This is a genomic window from Micromonospora sp. NPDC049529 (assembly GCF_055586685.1).
Genome location: NZ_JBVJHT010000007.1, coordinates 162,468 through 182,135, shown reverse-complemented (window position 1 = coordinate 182,135; position 19,668 = coordinate 162,468). Strand labels below are relative to the sequence as shown.

Annotated in this window: 16 protein-coding genes; 3 read left to right on the top strand and 13 right to left on the bottom strand. The window is 70.6% G+C overall.

What is annotated here, in order from left to right; translation table 11 throughout:
* Positions 1 to 35: 35 nt before the first annotated feature.
* The 6 genes from ccsB to hemL are packed head-to-tail and all read right to left on the bottom strand — an operon-like array spanning position 36 to position 6,179.
* On the bottom strand, positions 36 to 1,028 hold the full coding sequence (gene ccsB / locus ACZ6QQ_RS14210) for a c-type cytochrome biogenesis protein CcsB (RefSeq protein ID WP_465876505.1): 993 nt from the start codon (positions 1,026 to 1,028) through the stop codon (positions 36 to 38).
* Positions 1,029 to 2,675 carry a cytochrome c biogenesis protein ResB gene (gene resB, locus ACZ6QQ_RS14205; RefSeq protein WP_465876503.1) on the bottom strand — a complete coding sequence of 549 codons (1,647 nt, stop codon included), beginning with the start codon at positions 2,673 to 2,675 and terminating at the stop codon, positions 1,029 to 1,031.
* Positions 2,675 to 3,514 carry a cytochrome c biogenesis CcdA family protein gene (locus ACZ6QQ_RS14200; protein ID WP_465876502.1) on the bottom strand — a complete coding sequence of 280 codons (840 nt, stop codon included), beginning with the start codon at positions 3,512 to 3,514 and terminating at the stop codon, positions 2,675 to 2,677. Before ACZ6QQ_RS14200 ends, resB begins: the two co-directional genes overlap by 1 nt.
* Positions 3,514 to 4,185 (bottom strand): TlpA family protein disulfide reductase, encoded by a 672-nt coding sequence (locus ACZ6QQ_RS14195; protein ID WP_465876500.1) that lies wholly within the window; start codon positions 4,183 to 4,185, stop codon positions 3,514 to 3,516. The genes ACZ6QQ_RS14200 and ACZ6QQ_RS14195 overlap by 1 nt, the downstream gene beginning before the upstream one ends.
* A gap of 4 nt (positions 4,186 to 4,189) precedes the next feature.
* A complete protein-coding gene (locus ACZ6QQ_RS14190; RefSeq protein ID WP_363593965.1) occupies positions 4,190 to 4,837 on the bottom strand; it encodes a histidine phosphatase family protein in 648 nt (215 codons plus the stop codon).
* Between the two features lie 4 nt (positions 4,838 to 4,841).
* The gene (gene hemL / locus ACZ6QQ_RS14185) at positions 4,842 to 6,179 is read right to left on the bottom strand and encodes a glutamate-1-semialdehyde 2,1-aminomutase (protein WP_465876498.1); all 1,338 of its coding nucleotides are present in this window, start codon (positions 6,177 to 6,179) and stop codon (positions 4,842 to 4,844) included.
* A 178-nt stretch (positions 6,180 to 6,357) separates the two neighbouring features.
* Between hemL and ACZ6QQ_RS14180 the strand changes: the two genes are divergently transcribed.
* Complete coding sequence (locus ACZ6QQ_RS14180; protein WP_465876496.1) at positions 6,358 to 6,693, top strand: STAS domain-containing protein; 336 nt, start codon at positions 6,358 to 6,360, stop codon at positions 6,691 to 6,693.
* A 36-nt stretch (positions 6,694 to 6,729) separates the two neighbouring features.
* Here the strand turns inward: ACZ6QQ_RS14180 and ACZ6QQ_RS14175 are convergent, their stop codons facing one another.
* The 6 genes from ACZ6QQ_RS14175 to ACZ6QQ_RS14150 all read right to left on the bottom strand — a co-directional run bounded on the left by ACZ6QQ_RS14175 (position 6,730) and on the right by ACZ6QQ_RS14150 (position 13,690).
* Complete coding sequence (locus ACZ6QQ_RS14175) at positions 6,730 to 7,284, bottom strand: hypothetical protein (protein ID WP_465876495.1); 555 nt, start codon at positions 7,282 to 7,284, stop codon at positions 6,730 to 6,732.
* Between the two features lie 95 nt (positions 7,285 to 7,379).
* The gene (locus ACZ6QQ_RS14170; protein ID WP_465876494.1) at positions 7,380 to 7,730 is read right to left on the bottom strand and encodes a hypothetical protein; all 351 of its coding nucleotides are present in this window, start codon (positions 7,728 to 7,730) and stop codon (positions 7,380 to 7,382) included.
* A gap of 69 nt (positions 7,731 to 7,799) precedes the next feature.
* Positions 7,800 to 8,222, bottom strand: coding sequence for a UTRA domain-containing protein (locus ACZ6QQ_RS14165; protein WP_465876492.1), 423 nt, complete (start codon positions 8,220 to 8,222; stop codon positions 7,800 to 7,802).
* Positions 8,150 to 8,545 carry a winged helix-turn-helix domain-containing protein gene (locus ACZ6QQ_RS14160; RefSeq protein WP_465876491.1) on the bottom strand — a complete coding sequence of 132 codons (396 nt, stop codon included), beginning with the start codon at positions 8,543 to 8,545 and terminating at the stop codon, positions 8,150 to 8,152. The genes ACZ6QQ_RS14165 and ACZ6QQ_RS14160 overlap by 73 nt, the downstream gene beginning before the upstream one ends.
* A gap of 200 nt (positions 8,546 to 8,745) precedes the next feature.
* Positions 8,746 to 9,300, bottom strand: coding sequence for a response regulator (locus tag ACZ6QQ_RS14155; protein ID WP_465876490.1), 555 nt, complete (start codon positions 9,298 to 9,300; stop codon positions 8,746 to 8,748).
* Positions 9,301 to 9,328: 28 nt separating this feature from the next.
* On the bottom strand, positions 9,329 to 13,690 hold the full coding sequence (locus ACZ6QQ_RS14150; RefSeq protein WP_465876488.1) for a hybrid sensor histidine kinase/response regulator: 4,362 nt from the start codon (positions 13,688 to 13,690) through the stop codon (positions 9,329 to 9,331).
* A gap of 166 nt (positions 13,691 to 13,856) precedes the next feature.
* Here ACZ6QQ_RS14150 and ACZ6QQ_RS14145 point away from each other — a divergent pair, with 166 nt between their 5' ends.
* Positions 13,857 to 15,911 (top strand): SpoIIE family protein phosphatase, encoded by a 2,055-nt coding sequence (locus ACZ6QQ_RS14145; protein WP_465876487.1) that lies wholly within the window; start codon positions 13,857 to 13,859, stop codon positions 15,909 to 15,911.
* Positions 15,912 to 16,036: 125 nt separating this feature from the next.
* Here the strand turns inward: ACZ6QQ_RS14145 and ACZ6QQ_RS14140 are convergent, their stop codons facing one another.
* Positions 16,037 to 17,353, bottom strand: coding sequence for an FAD-binding oxidoreductase (locus ACZ6QQ_RS14140; RefSeq protein WP_465876485.1), 1,317 nt, complete (start codon positions 17,351 to 17,353; stop codon positions 16,037 to 16,039).
* A gap of 94 nt (positions 17,354 to 17,447) precedes the next feature.
* Between ACZ6QQ_RS14140 and ACZ6QQ_RS14135 the strand changes: the two genes are divergently transcribed.
* Positions 17,448 to 19,538 carry a S9 family peptidase gene (locus ACZ6QQ_RS14135; RefSeq protein WP_465876484.1) on the top strand — a complete coding sequence of 697 codons (2,091 nt, stop codon included), beginning with the start codon at positions 17,448 to 17,450 and terminating at the stop codon, positions 19,536 to 19,538.
* Positions 19,539 to 19,668 lie beyond the last annotated feature (130 nt).

Below are 19,668 nucleotides of genomic sequence, written 5' to 3'. Positions count from 1 at the left end.
CATCTTGTGAGCGGGCTTCACCCGTCAGCGCCGGGTCAGTTCACCCCGGCGTACGAGTGCAGGCCGGTGAAGAAGAAGTTCACCCCGAACAGGTTCATCAGCATGGTCAGGAAGCCGAGGATCGAGATCCAGGCGACCACGTTGCGCTTGACGCTCGGGGTGGCGCGGGCGTGCAGGTAACCGGCGTACACCACCCAGGAGATGAACGCCCAGGTCTCCTTCGGGTCCCAACCCCACGCCCGACCCCAGGCCGCCTCGGCCCAGACCGCCCCGGCGATCACCGCGAAGGTGAAGATCGGGAAGGCGAACGCGTTCAGGCCGAAGGTCAGCCGCTCCAGCGTCACCGCGCTCGGCGCCTTGCGCGCCAGCACGTACGGGAAACTGCGCTTGCCGGACTCGTAGCCGGCCCGCAGCAGGTACATCAGCGCCGGCACGAAGGCCAGCAGCAGGATGCCGGAGGAGAAGCTGATCGTCGTCACGTGGATGTCGAACCAGTACGAGTTCAGCGCCGGCACCAGCGGCACGACCGGGGTGTAGAGCACCAGCCCGGCGATACCGAGCAGCACCACCATCACCATCGTCAGGACCAGCCCCAGCTGGCGTAGGTGCGGCCAGCGGTACAGCAGGTAGAGCCAACCGGCGGCACCGACGAAGGTCACCGACAGCACGAACTCGTACATGTTGCCCCAGGGCAGCCGGTCGGCGGCGACCCCGCGGGTGACCAGCGCACCGAGGTGCAGCGCGGTGGCGAGGATGGTGGCCACCATCGCGACCCGGGCGGCGATGGCGGCCCGCCCGGTCGACTTCGGCGGGACCCTACCGGTCGACGTGCCGGCAGGCGGTGCGTCGACCACGGTCGCCGGGGCGTCGGACTGCCCCGCGCCGACGGTCACCAGTTGCCGGGTCGGGCGGCTGATCGCGGCCACCGCGCCCCTGCCGCTGAAGGCGTACGACGCGGCGTGGCTGATCATCGCGACCAGGTAGCCCAGGATGGTGAACACCAGGAGCTGATCGGAGAGTGCGGCCATTTACTCGGTCCCTTCTCGGCTCCCGGCACCGCGTTGCACCGCGGCGACGAGCTGGTTGAACTCGTCGGCGAATCCGGCATAGTCGGTGCGCGGCAACCCACCGGCCTCAATCAAGCTACTACCGCCCGTCGTGGACCCATCCTCCGGGGCGGCCGTACTCACCCGGAACCAGACCCGCCGCCGCCGGCCGAACAGCGACGACATCAGGCCGATCAGCAGCAGCACCGAGCTGACCAGCATCAACGTCGAGGCCGGGGCGTACCGGACGGTGAGGGTGATGTACTGCTGGGTGCCCAGGAACTCGACCGTCGTACCGTCGTCGAGGGTCCACCTGTCGTTCGGGCGGAGCAGCTTCGCCTCCCCGACCTGGGTCAGCCTGCCCTCGCGTACCTGTTCCTGGTTGAGGCTGTAGACCGAGGACGGCATCCCGGCGTCCATGCCCAGGTTGCCCCGGTAGGGGATCAGCATCAGCGCCGGATTGCGCTCCGCCGGGAACTGCGAACGGACGAACGGTGCCTCGTCGGGCGCGGTCGGCAGGTAGATGCCCTCGAACGCGACCTGCGCCTTCGGGTCCCGCTGCCCGGTCTTCGGGTCGAGGTTGACGTCCGGGAACGTCGCCACGCCCTCGCTGGTCAGGTTGCCGTCATTGCTCAGGAACGGGAACGGCTGGGTCTGCGACTTCCCGTTGCGGTCGGTGTAGCGGATCACCGGGGCGTACCCGTGGCCGAGCAGGTAGACGTTCGCCCCGTGCAGCCGCAGCGGCGAGTTGACCGAGAAGTCGGCCGCCCGCTGGGCGCCGCCGTTCTCGTCCACCAGCACCGAGGCGCTGAACGACTCGGGCTGCCCCGACGGCAGGAACCGGGCCTTGAAGTCGGTCAGCTCCAGGCAGAACCGGGGCAGGTCGGTGGCCTGCACCCGAGGCCCGAGACCGGACTCGCTGAACTGGTCCAGCGCACTACAGAACGACGAGTCCTTGCCGGCGACGAGCAGCCGGTTGCCGTGCCAGCCGTACCAGGAACCGAGGGCGACCCCGACGAGCATGGCCAGCAGCGAGATGTGGAAGAGCAGGTTCCCGCTCTCCTTCAGGTAGCCCTTCTCGGCCGCGACCGTGTTGCCCCGGACCACCACCCGCCACCGTCGCTTGCGCAGCAGCGCCGCGATCGCCGCCAGCTCGGCCTCGGCCGGCTGCCCGGCCGCGTCCCGGTCGGCCAGGACCGCGTGTTGCGGCAGCCGGTCCAACCGCTTCGGACCAACCGGGGGTACGGAGCGCAGCGTGCGAACGTGGTCGCGCAGGCGCGGTGCGATGCAACCCACCAGCGAGGTGAACAGCAGCAGGTAGATCGCGGAGAACCAGATCGAGGCGAAGACGTCGAAGCCGCCGAGCCGGTCGAGCACCGGGGCGAGGTCGGGGTGCTGCTTGAAGTAGTCGTTGACCTTCTCCGGGGCGATGTTGCGCTGCGGCAGCACCGAGCCGGGAATGGCGGCGACGGCGAGCAGGAAGAGCAGGATCAGCGCCGTACGCATGCTGGTCAGCTGCCGCCACGAGTTGCGCAGCAGCGCCAGCACCCGATTCGGCCGGCGCACTGCCGGCGGCTCACCGCTGGTGGTGCCCGGGGCGCGGTCGGTCCGCTGTTCGACGCTGGACATCAGATGCTGACCTCACCCACGCCGAACGTCGTCTGCAACCAGATCACGAAGTTGAGCCAGCCGCCGGTGACCAGGGCCAGCCCGATCAGAATCAGCAGCGCCCCACCGATCCGGGTGACCCACGCGCTGTTGCGCCGGACCGCCTTGAACACGCCGAGCAGGCGGCGGAAGGCCAACCCGAAGATCACGAACGGCAGCCCGAGCCCCAGGCAGTACGCCACCGCCAGCAGCGCGGCCCGGTCAGTCTGCCCGCCAGCGGCGGCCATGCCGAGCACCGCGCCGAGCGTCGGCCCGGAGCAGGGCAACCAGGACAGGGCGAAGACCGCGCCGAAGACCGGTGCACCGGCCAGCCCGGCCGCCGGCAGCCGCTGGATCCGGAACTCGCGTTGCAGGCCCGGCACCAGCCCCAGGTAGGCGAGCCCGAGCAGGATGATCAGCAGCCCGACGCCGATCTCCAGCGGCCGGCGGTGAGCGGAGAGCACCCGACCGACGCTGGCGGCGAGGATCGCGCTGAGCACGTACACGGTGGTGAAGCCGGCGATGAACAGCATCGTGCCGGCGAGCACCCGACCCCGGACGGCGCGGGTCTCGGTCCGGCTCGCCACCGCGACCGCCACCGAACCGGCCGGGCCCGCGTCCGGGTTCACCGCGACGGGGGTACGAGGCGCCCCGGTGGCGCCGAGATCCGCGCCGGCCAGGCCGGTGACGTACGACAGGTAGCCGGGCACCAGCGGCAGGATGCACGGCGACAGGAAGCTCACCAGGCCGGCGAGGGCGGCGGCGCCGAACGCCAGCAGCAGTGGACCGCTCTCGGCGAGGTTCGCGAAGGTGTCGCCCATCAGCGGGCCACCGGGGACGGTGAGCCGACCGGCGGCGAACCGGGGTCGACCGAGGGCGACGAGCCGATCGGCGACGGCGACGTCTCCGGTGCGCCGCCGCTCGCCGGTGCTTCGGCGGCCACCCGCTCGACCACCGGTTGCAGCATCGACTGGAGGACGGGTTTGCGGAAGACGGCGGCGATCCGGCCCTCCCGGTCGAGCACGATCGTCGCCGGGGTGCTGTTCGGCGGCACCTCGAAGTTGAGTGCCACCCGGTTGCCCGGGTCGAACAGGCTGGGATAGGTCACCCCGAGACTCTGCTCGAACGCCTTCGCCTTGTCCCGGCCGTCCTGGACGTTCACCCCGACGAACCGGACCCCCTGGGCGGTGGTCGCCCGGTAGGTGGCTTCGAGGTCGTCCGCCTCGGCCCGGCAGGGCGCGCACCACGAGCCCCAGAAGTTGACCACGACCACCTGGCCACGGTCCCGGGTCAGGTCGTACCGGCCGCCGTCGAGCAGCTCACCGCTGACCTTCGGGGCGGGTGCCCGGTTCTCCGGCGTGCACTCGATCGCCTGGTCGGCGTTGGTCGAGCACTTCGCCTCCCAGTTCTCGCCGCCGGAGCAGCCGACCAGCGCCACCGCCGTGACGGCGGAGAGCACCACACCGAGCCAGATCCGTGGCGAGAACGTCATCCCGTCAAGCCCCCTTGGCCGTCCGCGCGGTCGGCGACATGGCCACCAGGTGCGCGGCCGGCTCGGAGTAACCGATGCCGACGACCTTGGCGCCGTCGAAGTGGAACGAGGTCAGGCTCGCCAGGCCGCACTGGCGCTTGCGCGGGTCGTGCCAGAGCCGCTTGCGCTCGACGTACCGGCGCAGGGTCCAGATCGGGAGCTGGTGCGAGACGCAGACCGCCTCGCGCCCCTCGGCGGCCACCCGCGCGGCGTGTACGGCGGCGAACATCCGCTCGGCGATCACCCGGTACGCCTCGCCCCAGGACGGGGTGACCGGGTCCCGCAGCACCCACCAGTTGCGCGGGTCGCTGAACGAGCCGTCGCCGGGCGACACCCGCTTGCCCTCGAACCAGTTGGCGCTCTCGATCAGCCGGTCGTCGACCGCCACCGGCAGGCCGAACTGGGCGGCGAACGGCTCGGCGGTCTGCTGGGCCCGCTCCAGCGGACTCGCGACCACGTAGGCCAGGTCCCGGTCGGCGAGCGACTGGGCCGCCGCCTTGGCCATCTGGACGCCCAGCTCGGACAGGCGGAAACCGGGCAACCGACCGTAAAGGATCTTGTCGGGGTTGTATACCTCCCCGTGCCGCAGCACGTGGACGACCGTCTTGCTCACTTGCCTACCCCCCGAGACTGGCCGCCGCTGCCGCAGCCGCTGCCACGGGCAGGGCTGCCGCGTACTGCTCCATGGCGGCGTCGTCCAACGCCGTCGACACGAACCACGACTCGAAGGCGCTCGGCGGCAGGTAGACACCGCCCGCCAGCATCGCGTGGAAGAACGCCCGGAACGCGGCAACATCCTGGGTACGAGCGGACTCGTAGTCGACCACGTCGTTCTCGGTGAAGAAGATCGAGAACATGCTGCCCGCGTACGACAGGAGGTGCGGCACCCCGGCGGCGGCCAGCGCGTCGCTCGCCAGCTTGCCCACGGCGGCGGCGTTGGTGTCCAACCGCTGGTAGAGCGCGTCGTCGGCGAGCCGGAGCGTGGCCAGCCCGGCGGCGCAGGCGAGCGGGTTACCGGAGAGGGTGCCGGCCTGGTAGACCGGCCCGGCCGGGGCGAGGCGGGACATGATCTCGGCCCGGCCACCGAAGGCCGCCGCCGGCAGTCCGCCGCCCATCACCTTGCCGTACGTGAACAGGTCCGCGTCGACCGGTTCGAGCCCGGCCCAGCCGCCCGCCGAGACCCGGAATCCGGTCATCACCTCGTCCACCACCAGCAGCGCCCCGTACGCGTGGGCGATGCTCGCCAGGGCGGCGTTGAAGCCCTCGCGGGGAGCCACCACACCCATGTTGCCCGGCGCCGCCTCGGTGATGATCGCGGCGATGTGCTCGCCCTCGGCGGCGAACACCGCCTCGACCGCGCTCACGTCGTTGTACGGCACCACGATCGTCTCGCTGGCCGCCGCCCCGGTGACGCCGGGCGAGTCGGGCAGGCCCAGGGTGGCCACCCCGGAGCCGGCCGCCGCCAGCAGCGCGTCCACGTGCCCGTGGTAGCAGCCGGAGAACTTGACGATCTTGGAGCGCCCGGTGAAGCCACGGGCCAGCCGGATCGCCGTCATGGTCGCCTCGGTACCCGAGTTGACCAGCCGGACCTGCTCGACCGGCGTACGCGCGACGATCTCGGCGGCCAGCTCGACCTCGCCCGGCGTGGGCGTACCGAAGCTGGTGCCGAGCGCGGCGGCGGCCTGGACGGCGGCGACCACCTCGGGGTGGGCGTGCCCGGCGATCAACGGTCCCCAGGAGCAGACCAGGTCGACGTACCGCCGGCCGTCGGCGTCGAACAGCCACGGGCCGGAGCCACGGACCATGAAGCGTGGGGTGCCCCCGACCGCCTGGAACGCGCGTACGGGGGAGTTGACCCCGCCCGGCACGATGGCGCGGGCGCGGTCGAACAGGGCCTCGGAAGCCGGGGCGTCGGCCGGGTACGGGCCGGTGCCGGCAGAGTACGTATCGGTCACGGTGCCGCCATTCTGTCAGCGCTACTACGCAGCACGGTAACCACCCCTTGCGGGGTAACCCCGCTCACGTCTCCTTCCCGACCCGCTCACTCCCCCGTTCACCTTCCGGGAGCGGGTTCGACCGCGCGGCGGTACGCCTCAACCGGCCGAGTCACCTAGATCGCGATACGCTGATCCGGTGGAGCGAGCGGAGCTGACCATCGCGGTCCAGCGCAACGCCGACGAGGTGGTCCTGAGCCTTGCCGGCGAAATTGACATGCTCACCGCCAGCCGGCTGTCCGCCGTCGTGAACGAGGCACTTTCCGACGCGCCGCCCCGGTTGGTCCTTGATCTGGCCGGAGTCACCTTCTGCGACTCGCAGGGGCTCGGCACCCTGGTCGTGCTGAGCCGCAAGGCGAGTCACGCGCAGACCCTGCTGGTCCTGACCAACGTGGGCGACTTCCTGCTCCGGGTGCTGGACATCACCGGCCTGCGGTCCGCCCTGATGATCCGCAACGAGCCCGCCAACAGCTAGATCCGGCCGGGTTCGTTCGCGTGGGCCCTGACCGGGTTACTCGCGTACCAGTCCCGGCGGTAGGGCGTCCTCGTCGGGGCCGACCGGGCGGGCGTTGACCAGCGGGTTGTGGCGCAGGGCGGCGATCAGCTCGGCGGTGCCGCCGACGTCGGTCCAGGCGTCGTCCCAGAGGGCGGAGACCAGCCAGGACCGGTCGGCGGGGAAGATCAGATCGGGCAGCGGACCGTCGCCGCGCATGTGCCCAATCCGCCAGGCGAGTGCCTGTTCGGGACCGGCCTCGACCAGCACGTACGGCCAGTTCCAGTAGAGGAACACCCTCGGGGCATCCGGGAAGACGATGTCGTGCGCCCCCGTTTCGAGGTAGCCCAGCCACCAGGGCTGCTCGGGGCTGTGCCGGGCGAGCACGTCGACCACGGCGCGTTCGTGGGCCACGTAACCGACGCCCTCGGGCGGGTAGAAGGTGGCGTACGCCTCGAACACCGGCGGGATCGCCGTGGTGATCGTGAGATCCTCGGCGGTCTGGCCGACGAGCCAGGCCACGTCGTCCGCCGTACCGATCCGCCAACTCCGCCCATCCCTGGTGACGTCCATGCCGCCCATCCAACCGGAAGTCGGACGGCAAGCTGTGGTGAATCACTACCCCTGAAGGGGCACGAATCCGCCACAGCCCACCCGGTCAACCCGGATCACGATTGGGTGGGGGTGCCGACGAGGTGGCGCATGGAGGTGCGGAACTCGGCTCGACTGTCGTTCATGCCCTCGGAGATCGCGGCGTGTGCCTCGTCCAGCCGGACGAGTACGTCCGCAAGGTGCGTGAGCCCGTCGCCGAGCTGCCACGCCGGCCACTGACCGCGCAACTTGTCGAGCGCCTGGGCCAACAGCTCAAGCGTGAGTTCGGGGGCGGCGATGGCGGCGACGGATCCGATCGCCTCCCCCACCACGTCGGGTTCGTCCGCGATCAACTCAAGCAGCTCGCGTGCGTCGATCTCGTAACCGAGTTCGGCGGCCATCTTGCACACCTGGTCACGAAGGTCCACGTCATTCCCCGATCCCTGGGCGAAATCGATGGATCGATCTTGCCTAGACTCTTGGCAAGAGTTGGGAGTCTAGGCCGGAAACTCGTACTCCAGCTCGTACGCGGTCGCGTCGAGAACCATCCGCGTCACCTCGACACAGCGGTCGGTGCCGTCGTAGGCGAATCGGGTGATCTCGATAACCCGCGCACCGGCCCCGGACGAGAGGGCGAGTTGCTCGCGCTCCTGCTGGTTCGGCGCCCGGTCGGTCAGCCGCTCGACGAAACGCACCGGGGCGAAGCCCAGTTCGGCCAGGCGGGCGTAGGCACCTCCCGGTCCGGTGTCCGTGTAGGTGATCGCCGTTCCGCGTACCAGTTCCAGCGGAAGATAGGAGGTGGCCAACTGGACCGGGCGGCCGTCGACCTCGAACCGCCGCGCCCGGCTCAGGACGGCTGCGCCGCTGTCCACGCCGAGCGCCGTCGCCACGTACTCCGGAGCCGGGACCTCTCCGACCACGACGTCCAGGACCCTTGCCCGTACGCCGGTGTCATGTCCTGGATAGCTCGGCCCTGCCCCCAGTGGGAGCGGGAGAGTCGGCCCGGCGAGCTGCGCCGGATCCGTTCGAACCGGCGTACGTATGCGCCCGCGCCCTGCCGGGTGACAACCAGGCCCTCGCCGCGCAGCACGTTGACCGCGTTGTGCGCGACGGTCGTGGTCACGCCGAACTGGGCGGCCAACTCCGGCAACGATGGCATCCGGTCGCCCTGCGCCAGCTCTCCGGAGAGGATGGCGGCCCGGATCTCGTCCGCGACCCGCTGGTACGCCGGCCCACTGCCCACGACTCTGCCTAGAACCCTTCCCGCCGACGAACAGTGCGACTCTACGCGTCGGACACCCTCACACCGGACGCCGGCCGATCAATGCGTCGCCGCCTCAGACCGACCAGCGGTGTCTCCTCGATCATTGGTTGCTGAGGCACGTTTTCACCGGCGTGTCACGTGCCTGAGTGACCAATGATCAAGGAGACCGACGCGGGTGGTCAGGAGGGGGTGCCCCAGCGGGCCTGTTCGAGGATCTCCACGGCGCGGGCTTGGGCGGTCGGGTCGTCGGAGCGGAGGAGGCGGGTGGCCTCGTCGACGGCGTCGGTGAGGTTGCGCCACTGGGCGTTGCGCTCCCGGACCACCTCGGCCTGGGCGACCAACTGCCGGTTCTTGGTCCACAGGTCCACGAAGACCGACACCTTGGCCCGCAGCACCCACGGGTCGAACGGCTTGGTCAGGTAGTCGACCGCGCCGACCGCGTACCCACGGAGTGCGAGTTGGGCGTCGCGGTCCGCTGCGGTCAGGAAGATGATCGGTACGTGCCGGGTCCGCTCCCGCCGCTTGATGTGGCTCGCGGTCTCGAAGCCGTCCATGTCCGGCATCTGGGCGTCGAGCAGGATCACCGCGAAGTCGTCCACGAGGAGCTGCTTGAGCGCCGCCTCACCGCTCTCGACCGCCACCGAGTGCACCGGCAGGCCCTGGAGGATCGCCTCCAGGGCCAGCAGGTTCTCCCGCCGGTCGTCGACCAGGAGCGCCTTCGCCACCTCGCTCATCGGGCCACCCCGTCGCTGCCGTACGCGCTCACTCGGTCATCTCCCGTCCGCTGCCGTTGACCCAGGAGGCCATCAGCTCGATCAACTCATCCAGGTCGACCGGCTTGGTGATGTAGTCGCTGGCCCCGGCTCCGAGTGCCGACTCCCGGTCGCCCGGCATCGCCTTGGCGGTCAGGAAGACCACCGGCAGGTCGGCGAACCGGTGGTTGCGCCGGATCGCCCGGGTCGTCTCGTAGCCGTCCTGGTCGGGCATCATCGCGTCCATCAGCACGATGTCGACCTCCGGATGCTCGGCGAGCAGCCGTACGCCGTCCACCCCGTTGTCCGAGTAGAGCACGGTCATGCCGTGCAACTCCAACGCGCTGGTCAGCGCGAAGACGTTGCGTACGTCGTCGTCGATGATCAGTACGGTGGCGCCGTCGAGTTGGCGGGTGACCGGCGTGCTGACCCGTTCCACCTCGGTCGGGCGCAGCAGCGGCGGCAGCTCGTTGCGGGCCGGCAGGACCGGCAACGGCATCGGCGCGACCACCGCGTCCGGTGCCAGCACGTCCGGCACGAACAGGGTGAAGGTCGAGCCCTGACCGGGTGCCGACGCGACGGTGATCGTGCCGCCGATCAGCCGGGCCAGGTCGCGGCTGATCGACAGTCCCAGCCCGGTTCCGCCGTAGCGGCGGCTGGTGGTGCCGTCCGCCTGCTGGAACGCCTCGAAGATCAGCGACAGCTTGTCGTCGGAGATCCCGATTCCGGTGTCGATCACCGTGAAGGCGACCACCTGCCGGGCCGTGGCCAGCGCCGGTACGTCGAAGTACATGCCCTCCGGCGCGGGGGCGATCCGCAGCGTGACCGCACCGTTGTCGGTGAACTTGACCGCGTTGGAGAGCAGGTTGCGCAGGATCTGCTGGAGCCGCTGGGCGTCGGTGATCACCGCGCCGGGCAGGTCACGGGAGACGCGTACCTGGAAGTCCAGGCCCTTCTCCTCGGCCTGCGGGGCGAACGCCTGCTCGACGTAGCCCCGGATCTCGGCGAACCGCACCTCGGTCGGCTCGACGTCCATCCGACCGGCTTCGATCTTGGACAGGTCGAGGATGTCGTCGATCAGTCGCAGCAGGTCGGAGCCGGCGCTGTGGATGGTCCGGGCGAACTCGGTCTGCTTCTCGGTCAGGTTCTGCTCCGAGTTGTCCGCCAGCAGCCGGGCCAGCAGCAGCAGCGAGTTGAGCGGCGTACGCAGCTCGTGGCTCATGTTCGCCAGGAACTCCGACTTGTACGCCGATGCCCGGCTGAGCTGCTGCGCCTTCTCCTCCAGACCGATCCGGGCCATCTCGATCTCCCGGTTCTTGGTCTCGATGTTGCCCTTCTGCTCGGAGAGCAGCTGCGCCTTGTCCTCCAGCTCGGCGTTGGTGCGCTGGAGTTCGGCCGACTGTTCCTGCAACTCGTGGGCCAGCCGCTGCGACTGCGCCAGCAGTTCCTCCGTACGCCGGTTGGCCTGGATGGTGTTGACCGCGATGCCGATGGTCAGCACCAGCCGTTCCAGGAAGGTGATGTGCAGTTCGGAGAAGGCGGCGACGCTGGCGAACTCGATCACGCCGAGCATCTCGCCCTCGAACAGCACCGGCAGCACGACCAGGTCGGCCGGGGGTGTCGCGGCCAGCCCGGACCGTACGGTGAGCTTGCCGTCGGGCACGTTCACCCTGATCGTGCGCCGGGAGAGCGCCGCCTGGCCGACCAGCCCCTCGCCGGGGCCGAAGGTGACGTTGTGGTGCCGGGCGACGTAGCCGTACGAGGCGGTCAGCCGCAGCCGCATCGACGCCTCCTCGGTGTCGGCCAGGAAGAACGCGCCGAGTTGCGCGTCGACCAGCGGCGTCACCTCGGTCATGATCATGCGGCAGACCTCGCCGAGGTCGCGCTGACCCTGGAGCAGGCCACCGATCCGGGCCAGGTTCGAGTCGAGCCAGCCCTGCTCGGCGTTCTTCTTGGTCGTCTCCCGGAGGGTGACGATCATCTGGTTGATGTTGTCCTTCAGCTCGGCGACCTCGCCCTGCGCCTCGACCGTGATCCGCTGGGTCAGGTCGCCCCGGGTCACCGAGGTCGACACCTGGGCGATCGCGCGCAACTGGGTGGTGAGGGTCGAGGCGAGTTGGTTGACGTTCTCGGTCAGGTCCCGCCAGGTGCCGGAAACCCCCTTCACCTGCGCCTGACCGCCGAGCTTGCCCTCGATGCCCACCTCACGGCCGACCCGCGTCACCTCGTCGGCGAACGACGACAACTGGTCGACCATGATGTTGATGGTGTTCTTCAGCTCCAGGATCTCGCCCTGCGCGTCGACGGTGATCTTCTGACGCAGGTCACCGCGCGCCACCGCCGTGGTGACCGAGGCGATGTTCCGCACCTGGGAGGTCAGGTTGGAGGCCATCGAGTTCACGTTGTCGGTCAGGTCCCGCCAGGTGCCCGAGACGCCCTTGACCTCGGCCTGACCGCCGAGCTTGCCCTCGGTGCCGACCTCGCGGGCCACCCGGGTCACCTCGTCGGCGAACGACGACAGCTGGTCGACCATCGTGTTGACCGTGGACTTCAACTCCAGGATCTCGCCCTGGGCATCCACGGTGATCTTCTGGGAGAGGTCACCGCGCGCCACGGCCGTGGAGACCTGGGCGATGTTGCGCACCTGGGAGGTGAGGTTCGAGGCCATCGAGTTCACGTTGTCGGTCAGGTCGCGCCAGGTGCCGGCGACGCCGCGTACCTGGGCCTGGCCGCCGAGCTTGCCCTCCGTGCCCACCTCGCGGGCAACCCGGGTGACCTCGTCGGCGAACGACGACAGCTGGTCGACCATCGTGTTGACCGTCGACTTCAGCTCCAGGATCTCGCCCCGGGCGTCGACGGTGATCTTCTGGCCGAGGTCGCCCCGAGCCACCGCCGTGGTGACCGAGGCGATGTTCCGCACCTGCGACGTCAGGTTCGACGCCATCGAGTTCACGTTGTCGGTCAGGTCCCGCCAGGTGCCGGAAACGCCCTTCACCTGGGCCTGACCGCCGAGCTTGCCCTCCGTACCGACCTCGCGGGCCACCCGGGTCACCTCGTCGGCGAACGACGACAGCTGGTCCACCATCGTGTTGACCGTGGACTTCAACTCCAGGATCTCGCCCCGCGCGTCGACGGTGATCTTCTGCGACAGGTCGCCCTTCGCGACGGCGGTGGAGACCTGGGAGATGTTCCGGACCTGCGAGGTCAGGTTCCCGGCGAGCTGGTTGACGTTCTCGGTCAGGTCCCGCCAGGTGCCGGAGACGCCGCGTACCTGGGCCTGGCCGCCGAGCTTGCCCTCGATGCCCACCTCGCGGGCCACCCGGGTCACCTCGTCGGCGAACGACGACAACTGGTCCACCATCGTGTTGACGGTGTCCTTCAGTTCGAGGATCTCGCCCTGCGCCGCCACGGTGATCTTCTGGCTCAGGTCGCCCCGCGCCACCGCCGTCGACACCTGGGCGATGTTGCGGACCTGGGAGGTCAGGTTCGACGCCATCGAGTTGACGCTGTCGGTCAGGTCCTTCCAGGTCCCGGCGACGTTCGGCACCTCGGCCTGGCCGCCGAGCTTGCCCTCGGTGCCCACCTCGCGGGCCACCCGGGTCACCTGCTCGGCGAAGAGGCGCAGCGTGTCGGTGAGCGAGTTGAAGGTGTGGGCCAGCTCGGCCACCTCACCCTTCGCCGACACGGTGATCTTCTGCGACAGGTCGCCCCGGGCCACCGCCGTCGCCACCTGCGAGATCGACCGCACCTGGTAGGTGAGGTTCGACGCCATCGTGTTGACCGACTCGGTCAGGTCCTTCCAGGTGCCGGCGACGCCGCGTACGTCGGCCTGGCCGCCCAGTTCACCCTCGGTGCCCACCTCGCGGGCGACCCGCGTCACCTCGTTGGAGAACGAGGAGAGCTGGTCCACCATCGTGTTGACCGTACGGCCGATCCGGAGGAACTCGCCGCGCAGCGGCCGGCCGTCCATCTCCAGTGCCATGTGCTGGGACAGGTCCCCGTCGGCGACCGCCACGATCACCCGGGCGATCTCGGTGGTCGGGTTGGTCAGGTCGTCGATCAACGAGTTGATCGCCCGTTGGCCGTCGGCCCAGGCGCCGTCGAAGCCCTCCTCGTCGAGCCGTTCGGTGAGCCGCCCGTCCCGGCCGACGATCCGGCTGACCCGGCGCAGGTCCAGGTTCTGCCGCTCCTGGAGGGAAACCACCTCGTTGAAGGCGTCCGCGACCTCGCCACCGGCACCGGAACGTCGCGGCAGCCGTACCTTGAGATCGCCGCGACGGACCCGCCGCAGCGCCTCGGCGAGCTCGCCGAGCAGGACCGCGTCGTCGGTGGTCGACGGGTCCGCGACGGGCAACTGTTTCGCCGTGGTCATTACTTCCTCGCTCAGCTCGGGGAGGTGGACCGGGCCTGACCGGCACCTGTGCCGGCGGCGGCACACCCATCATTGTGCTCCGATCCCGCCGATACCAGTCCACGCTGAGCTGGGGCGGCGTGCCGGCAGGCTTGGCACCGGCAGCCGAGCCGTGGAGGATGAAACAGTGTCAGCGGAAATCGGGGGGCCGTTCAGCGACGGGACGGACGAGCGCGTCCGGCGGGTGAGGCTGCCCGCCGACCGCCGTACGCCGGCTGCCGCGCGGGCGATCGTCAGGTCGGTGCTCGCCGAGGCGAGGCTGGACGAACTGCTCAACGAGGCTCTGTTGCTCACCACCGAGCTGTCCACGAACGCGGTGGAACACGCCGGGACGGAGTTGGACATCGAGGTCGTCGCGGACGAGAGCGGACTGACCGTAACGGTCTCCGATTTCGCCGTCGGACCGTTGGAAAAGGTAACCGCGCGTCCAAAAAATGACCTAACAGACATTTCCGAGGTGTCGGAAAGAGGCCGGGGTCTGCTGCTGGTCGACCATTTCGCCAGCCGCTGGGGCACCACCCACCTGCCCACCGGCAAGGGCGTCTGGTTCCGGCTCGACCGCAAGAGCGCACCCGCCCCCAGCTCCGGCGGCCAGTCGTCCGGCCGTACGGAGGCCGGTCCGGCGCCCAGCGTCGGCGCACTCACCGCCCTCATGCACACCGTGCCCGACCCGTACGCGGACGACCCGCTGCCCGATTTCGCCGCCGACCTGCTGGCCCGGGTGGGCGAGATGGTCGGTGCCGCCGGCGGCACCGTCCGACTGGACCGGGGCGACGGCAACGGGCCCCAGGTGCTCGCCCGTTACGGCCGACACCCCCGCCCCGGCGACGACCTGCTCCGGGTGCCGCTCGCCGTGCACCGCCCGTACGCCGGGGAACTGGAACTCGACGCCGCCCCGTCCGGTTACGCCCAGCCGCTCGCCGCGCTGATGGCCGAGCGGCTCTCGCTGCACCTGGAGAACGACCGGCTCCGCCGGGCCGACGTACGCCGGCAGACCTGGCTGACCTTCCTCGCCGAGGCGAGCGAACTGCTCGCCCAGTCCCTCGACGTCGACCTGACCATGGCGCTGATCCCGCAGCTCGTGGTGCCCCGGCTGGGCCAGTGGTGCGCGGTGCACACCGCCGACGAGTGGGGGCGGCTCAAGCTCGCCGCCGCCAGCCACGCCGACGAGGCGGTCCTGCCGGAACTGCACAAGGTGCTCAGCGAGGACGGCCCGGACTCGGTGCAGGCCCGGCTGCGGGAGGCGTCCCGCAGCGGCTCGCAGGTGCCGATCGGCGGGCCGATGGACGGCTTCGCGGTCCCCCTGGTCGCCCGTGGCCAGCGACTCGGCACCCTCGCCGTCGGCCGCCACCTGCGCCACCGGCACGACCCGGACGAGGTCGCGGTGCTGGAGGACGTGGCCCGGCGGGCGGCGCTGGCGATCGAGAACGCGCGCATCCACGCCGAACGGCGGCGGATCGCACACACCCTGCAACAGTCGCTGCTGCCGCCGGTGCTACCGGTGGTCGACGGCATCGGCTTCGCCGCCGAGTACGTACCGACCGGTGACGACGCCGACGTGGGCGGCGACTTCTACGACGTCGTACCGCTGCCGGACGGCCGGTGGCTGGTGGTGGTCGGCGACGTCTCCGGTAAGGGCATGCAGGCCGCGGCGGTCACCGGGCTGGTCCGGGACGTGATCCGGGTGCTGGTCGGCGACGGCAAATCGTTGCCGGAGGCGCTCGACCGGCTCAACGAGACCCTGGTCGAGCGCGGCGGCGGACGCTACTGCACGCTCGCCCTGGCCGCCGTCGGTCAACGCCCGGACGGGCAGCTCACGGTCGAACTGCACCTGGCCGGCCACGACCGCCCGGTGCTCGTACGCGGCAACGGCCGGGCCTCCTTCGTCGGCACCGGCGGCACCGCGCTCGGCCTGCTGGACTCGATCGCCACCCCGTCGGCGAGCGTGCCGATGGGTCCGGGTGACTCGCTGATCTTCTACACCGACGGGGTGACCGAGCGACGGCGCGGCCGGGAGCTGTTCGGTCTGGATCGGCTCCGGGACGCGGCCGGGCCGCTGGCCGGCTACTCGGCGGACGTGGTCGCCGCCCGGTTGCGCTCCACCGCTATCGGGTTCTCCGGCGAGACCCCGCGCGACGACATCGCCATCCTGGTCCTGCGCAACGACGCCATCGCGGTCTGAGTCACCGGGCGGGTCAACGGGGTGGCCGAGCAGGTGAGGGCGACCGCAGCTGGAGACAGGCTGACGCCCGGCACCCTGCTGGTGGCGCGGTGCCGGGCGTCAGCGGACCGGGTGCGGCGGACGGGTCAGATGCCGCCGGTGTAGCGGCCGGGGGCGAGCCGTTGGTGCGGGTCGAAACGCTCCTTGACCCGGCGGAGCAGGGGCAGGGTGGGCAGGTGTCCCCAGAAGTCGATCTCCCGACGGATCCGGGACGGGGCGGAGAGCACCACGCAGCGGCCGTTGCGGGCGAGCAGCACCTGCCGCACCGCCGAGAGGATCGAGTTGATCTGCTCGGGGGCGGCGTAGCCGGGCAGTGCGGCGTAGACCACGCCGAGTCCGGCCGAGCCGCGCACCGGCACCGGTGTGCCGACGGCGTCGCGCAACGCGTAGAGGGCGGCGTGCAGGTCGGCCGCGGGTGCGTCGATCCGGAGCGCGACGTCGTCGGCGGTGAACGGGTAGCGCCCCCACCAGGCCGGCGCCCCGGTGTGCACCCGGCTGTCGCCCGCCAGCAGCTCGACCAGCCGGGCCACCCGGCCCCCGACGTCGGCCTGCCCGCCCTCCAGCAGTACGGCGAGGTTGCCGGCCACCAGCGACGAACCGGCCGGGTGGCTGCCGCGGGAGGCGACGGGCCCCTCCTTCGGCAGGTCGATCTCGATCGCGGCGGGGCTCAGCCAGGAGCCGTGGATGAGCCGGACCAGGTTGTGCATCTCCAGTGGAGACCGGACCGGGCGGGTCACCCAGACCCGGCTCGCCGGCACCGGCTGCACCCGCAGCGTCGCCGAGACCAGTACGCCGAGCGCGCCGTTGGAGCCGCAGAGCAGTCTGGCCAGGTCGTGCCCGGCCGTCTCGCCGGCCGCCCAGCCGCCCGCGTGGTGCAGCACCCCGGTCGCGTCGACGTAGCTGACCCCGAACAGCCGGTCGCCGGGTGAACCGTGCCGGTGCCGCATCGGACCGGTCTCGTCGGCGGCCACCACCCCACCGACGGTCGCCTCGGCCGAGGGCGCGTCGAGCGGCAGCCGCATGCCGCTGCGGGCCAGCGCGGCCTGCACCGCCCGCACCGGTGTGCCGGCACCGACCTCGGCCACCATGTCCTCGCCGGACCGGTGCCAGACGCCGGCGAGCCGGCCGGTGTCGAGCACGATGTCCACCCGCGACGGTGGCGCACCCCAGTCCAGTTTGGTGCCGGCGCCGCGCGGAACCACCGACAGTGCCTGGTCGGCGGCAGCCCGCAGCACCGCACCCACCGCCTCGGCGGTGCCCGGTGCGGCCACCCATGCGGCCGGCACCCCGGCCACCCCGTCGGCCATTCCGGCCGGTCGGGCGAAACGCTCTCCACAGATCTCGGCCAGCCGTCGACCGATCCCCCCACCAGTTGTCCGCTCCACCGCTGTCGATGTCCCCACGGCAGTTATCGTACACATGTTCGAATCTTTTGCCGACGGTCGGCGCCGGACCGGCGGGGGCGGGGGCGGGGACAGGGGCGGTAACGTGGCCGGGGTGAGCACTGAGACGCCCGTCGACGCCCCCGTCGCCAACCGGATCCCCACCGAGCGCACCCACCACGACGACACCGTCATCGACGAGTACGCGTGGCTGGCGAACAAGGAGGATCCGGCGACGATCGCCTACCTGACCGCCGAGAACGACTATACGAACGCGGTCACCGCACCCCTGGCCGCTCTGCGGGAGACGCTCTTCGGCGAGACGAAGGAGCGGACCCAGGAGACGGACCTGTCGGTGCCGGCCCGCAAGGGCGGCTACTGGTACTACACCCGCACGGTCGAGGGCCAGCAGTACGGCATCCAGTGCCGGCGCCCGGTCGCCGACGGCGAGACCGAGCCCCCCGCGACCGGTGACGGTGCCCCGCTGCCCGGCGAGGAGATCCTGCTCGACGGCAACGCGCTCGCGCAGGGGCAGGACTTCTTCGCGCTCGGCACCTTCGACGTCAGCCCGGACGGGCGCTGGTTGGCGTACTCGACCGACTTCGCCGGGGACGAGCGCTTCACGCTGCGGGTGAAGGACCTCCAGACCGGGGAGGTGCTCGCCGACGAGGTGCCGGACACGTTCTACGGCTCCGCCTGGTCCGGCGACGGCTCCACCCTGTTCTACCTGACCGTGGACGAGGCCTGGCGGCCGAACCAGGTGTGGCGGCACACCGTCGGCGCGCCGGCCGCCGACGACGTGGTCGTCTACCAGGAGGACGACGAGCGGTTCTGGGTCGGGGTCGAGCTGACCCGGTCGGAGAAGTTCATCGTCATCGACTCACACAGCAAGATCACCAGCGAGGTACGGGTCATCCCGGCCGCCAACCCGACCGGCGAGCCGGCGGTGATCGCCCCGCGCCGGCAGGGTATCGAATACTCGATCGAGCACCACGGGCACCGGTTCCTGATCCTGCACAACGACGGTGCCGAGGACTTCGCGCTGGCGTACACGTCGGCGGACAACCCCGGTGACTGGGTGCCGATGATCGACCACACGCCGGGCACCCGGCTGGAGTCGGTGGACGCGTTCGCGAACCACCTGGTCGTGTCGCTGCGTCACGAGGGCCTGACCGGGCTGCGGGTGCTCACCACCGGCAGCACCGACTCCTACGACATCGACTTCCCCGAGCCGATCTACAGCGTCGGCCTGGACAGCAACCCCGAGTACCAGACCGAGACCGTGCGGCTGCGCTACACCTCGCTGGTCACCCCGGACTCGGTCTACGACTACGACCTGGTGACCCGGGCGATGGTGCTGCGCAAGCGCAAGCCGGTGCTGGGCGACTTCGACCCGGCCGCGTACGAGCAGCACCGGGTCTGGGCACTGGCCGACGACGGGACCCGGGTGCCGGTGTCCCTGGTCGCCCGCGCCGGTACGCCCCGCGACGGCTCGGCGCCGTGCGTGCTCTACGGCTACGGGTCGTACGAGGCGAGCATGGACCCGTGGTTCTCCATCCCCCGACTGTCCCTGCTGGACCGGGGCGTGATCTTCGCGGTGGCGCACATCCGGGGCGGCGGTGAACTGGGCCGGCACTGGTACGACGAGGGCAAGATGCTGGCGAAGAAGAACACCTTCACCGACTTCGTCGCGGTCGCCCGGCACCTGGTCAAGTCCGACTGGACGTCGACCGACAAGCTGGTCGCGCGCGGTGGTTCGGCCGGTGGGCTGTTGATGGGCGCGGTGGCGAACCTGGCGCCGGACGCGTTCGCCGGGATCGTGGCGCAGGTGCCGTTCGTCGACGCGCTGAACTCGATCCTGGACCCGTCGCTGCCGTTGACCGTGACCGAGTGGGAGGAGTGGGGCAACCCGCTGGCCGACCCCGAGGTGTACGCGTACATGAAGTCGTACACGCCGTACGAGAACGTGGCGGCCGTGGACTATCCGGCGATCCTCGCGGTGACCAGCCTGAACGACACGCGGGTGCTCTACCACGAGCCGGCGAAGTGGATCGCCCGGCTGCGGGCGGTGGCGCCGGGCGGGTCGTACCTGTTGAAGACCGAGATGGGTGCCGGGCACGGCGGGCCGAGCGGACGTTACGACTCGTGGCGCGAGGAGGCGTTCGTCAACGCGTGGACGCTGGACCGGTTCGGGCTGAGCGCCTGACCGCCTGGTCGCCGTACCCGAAAGTGGGTCGGCGGGTCCGACAGCGGGGCCAGGGGGCCACAGGTTTTTTCTTAAAGTGGCGGGGTGGTAGGTCAAAAACCTCTCCAAAAACGGGCGGGTTGTTCGGAAG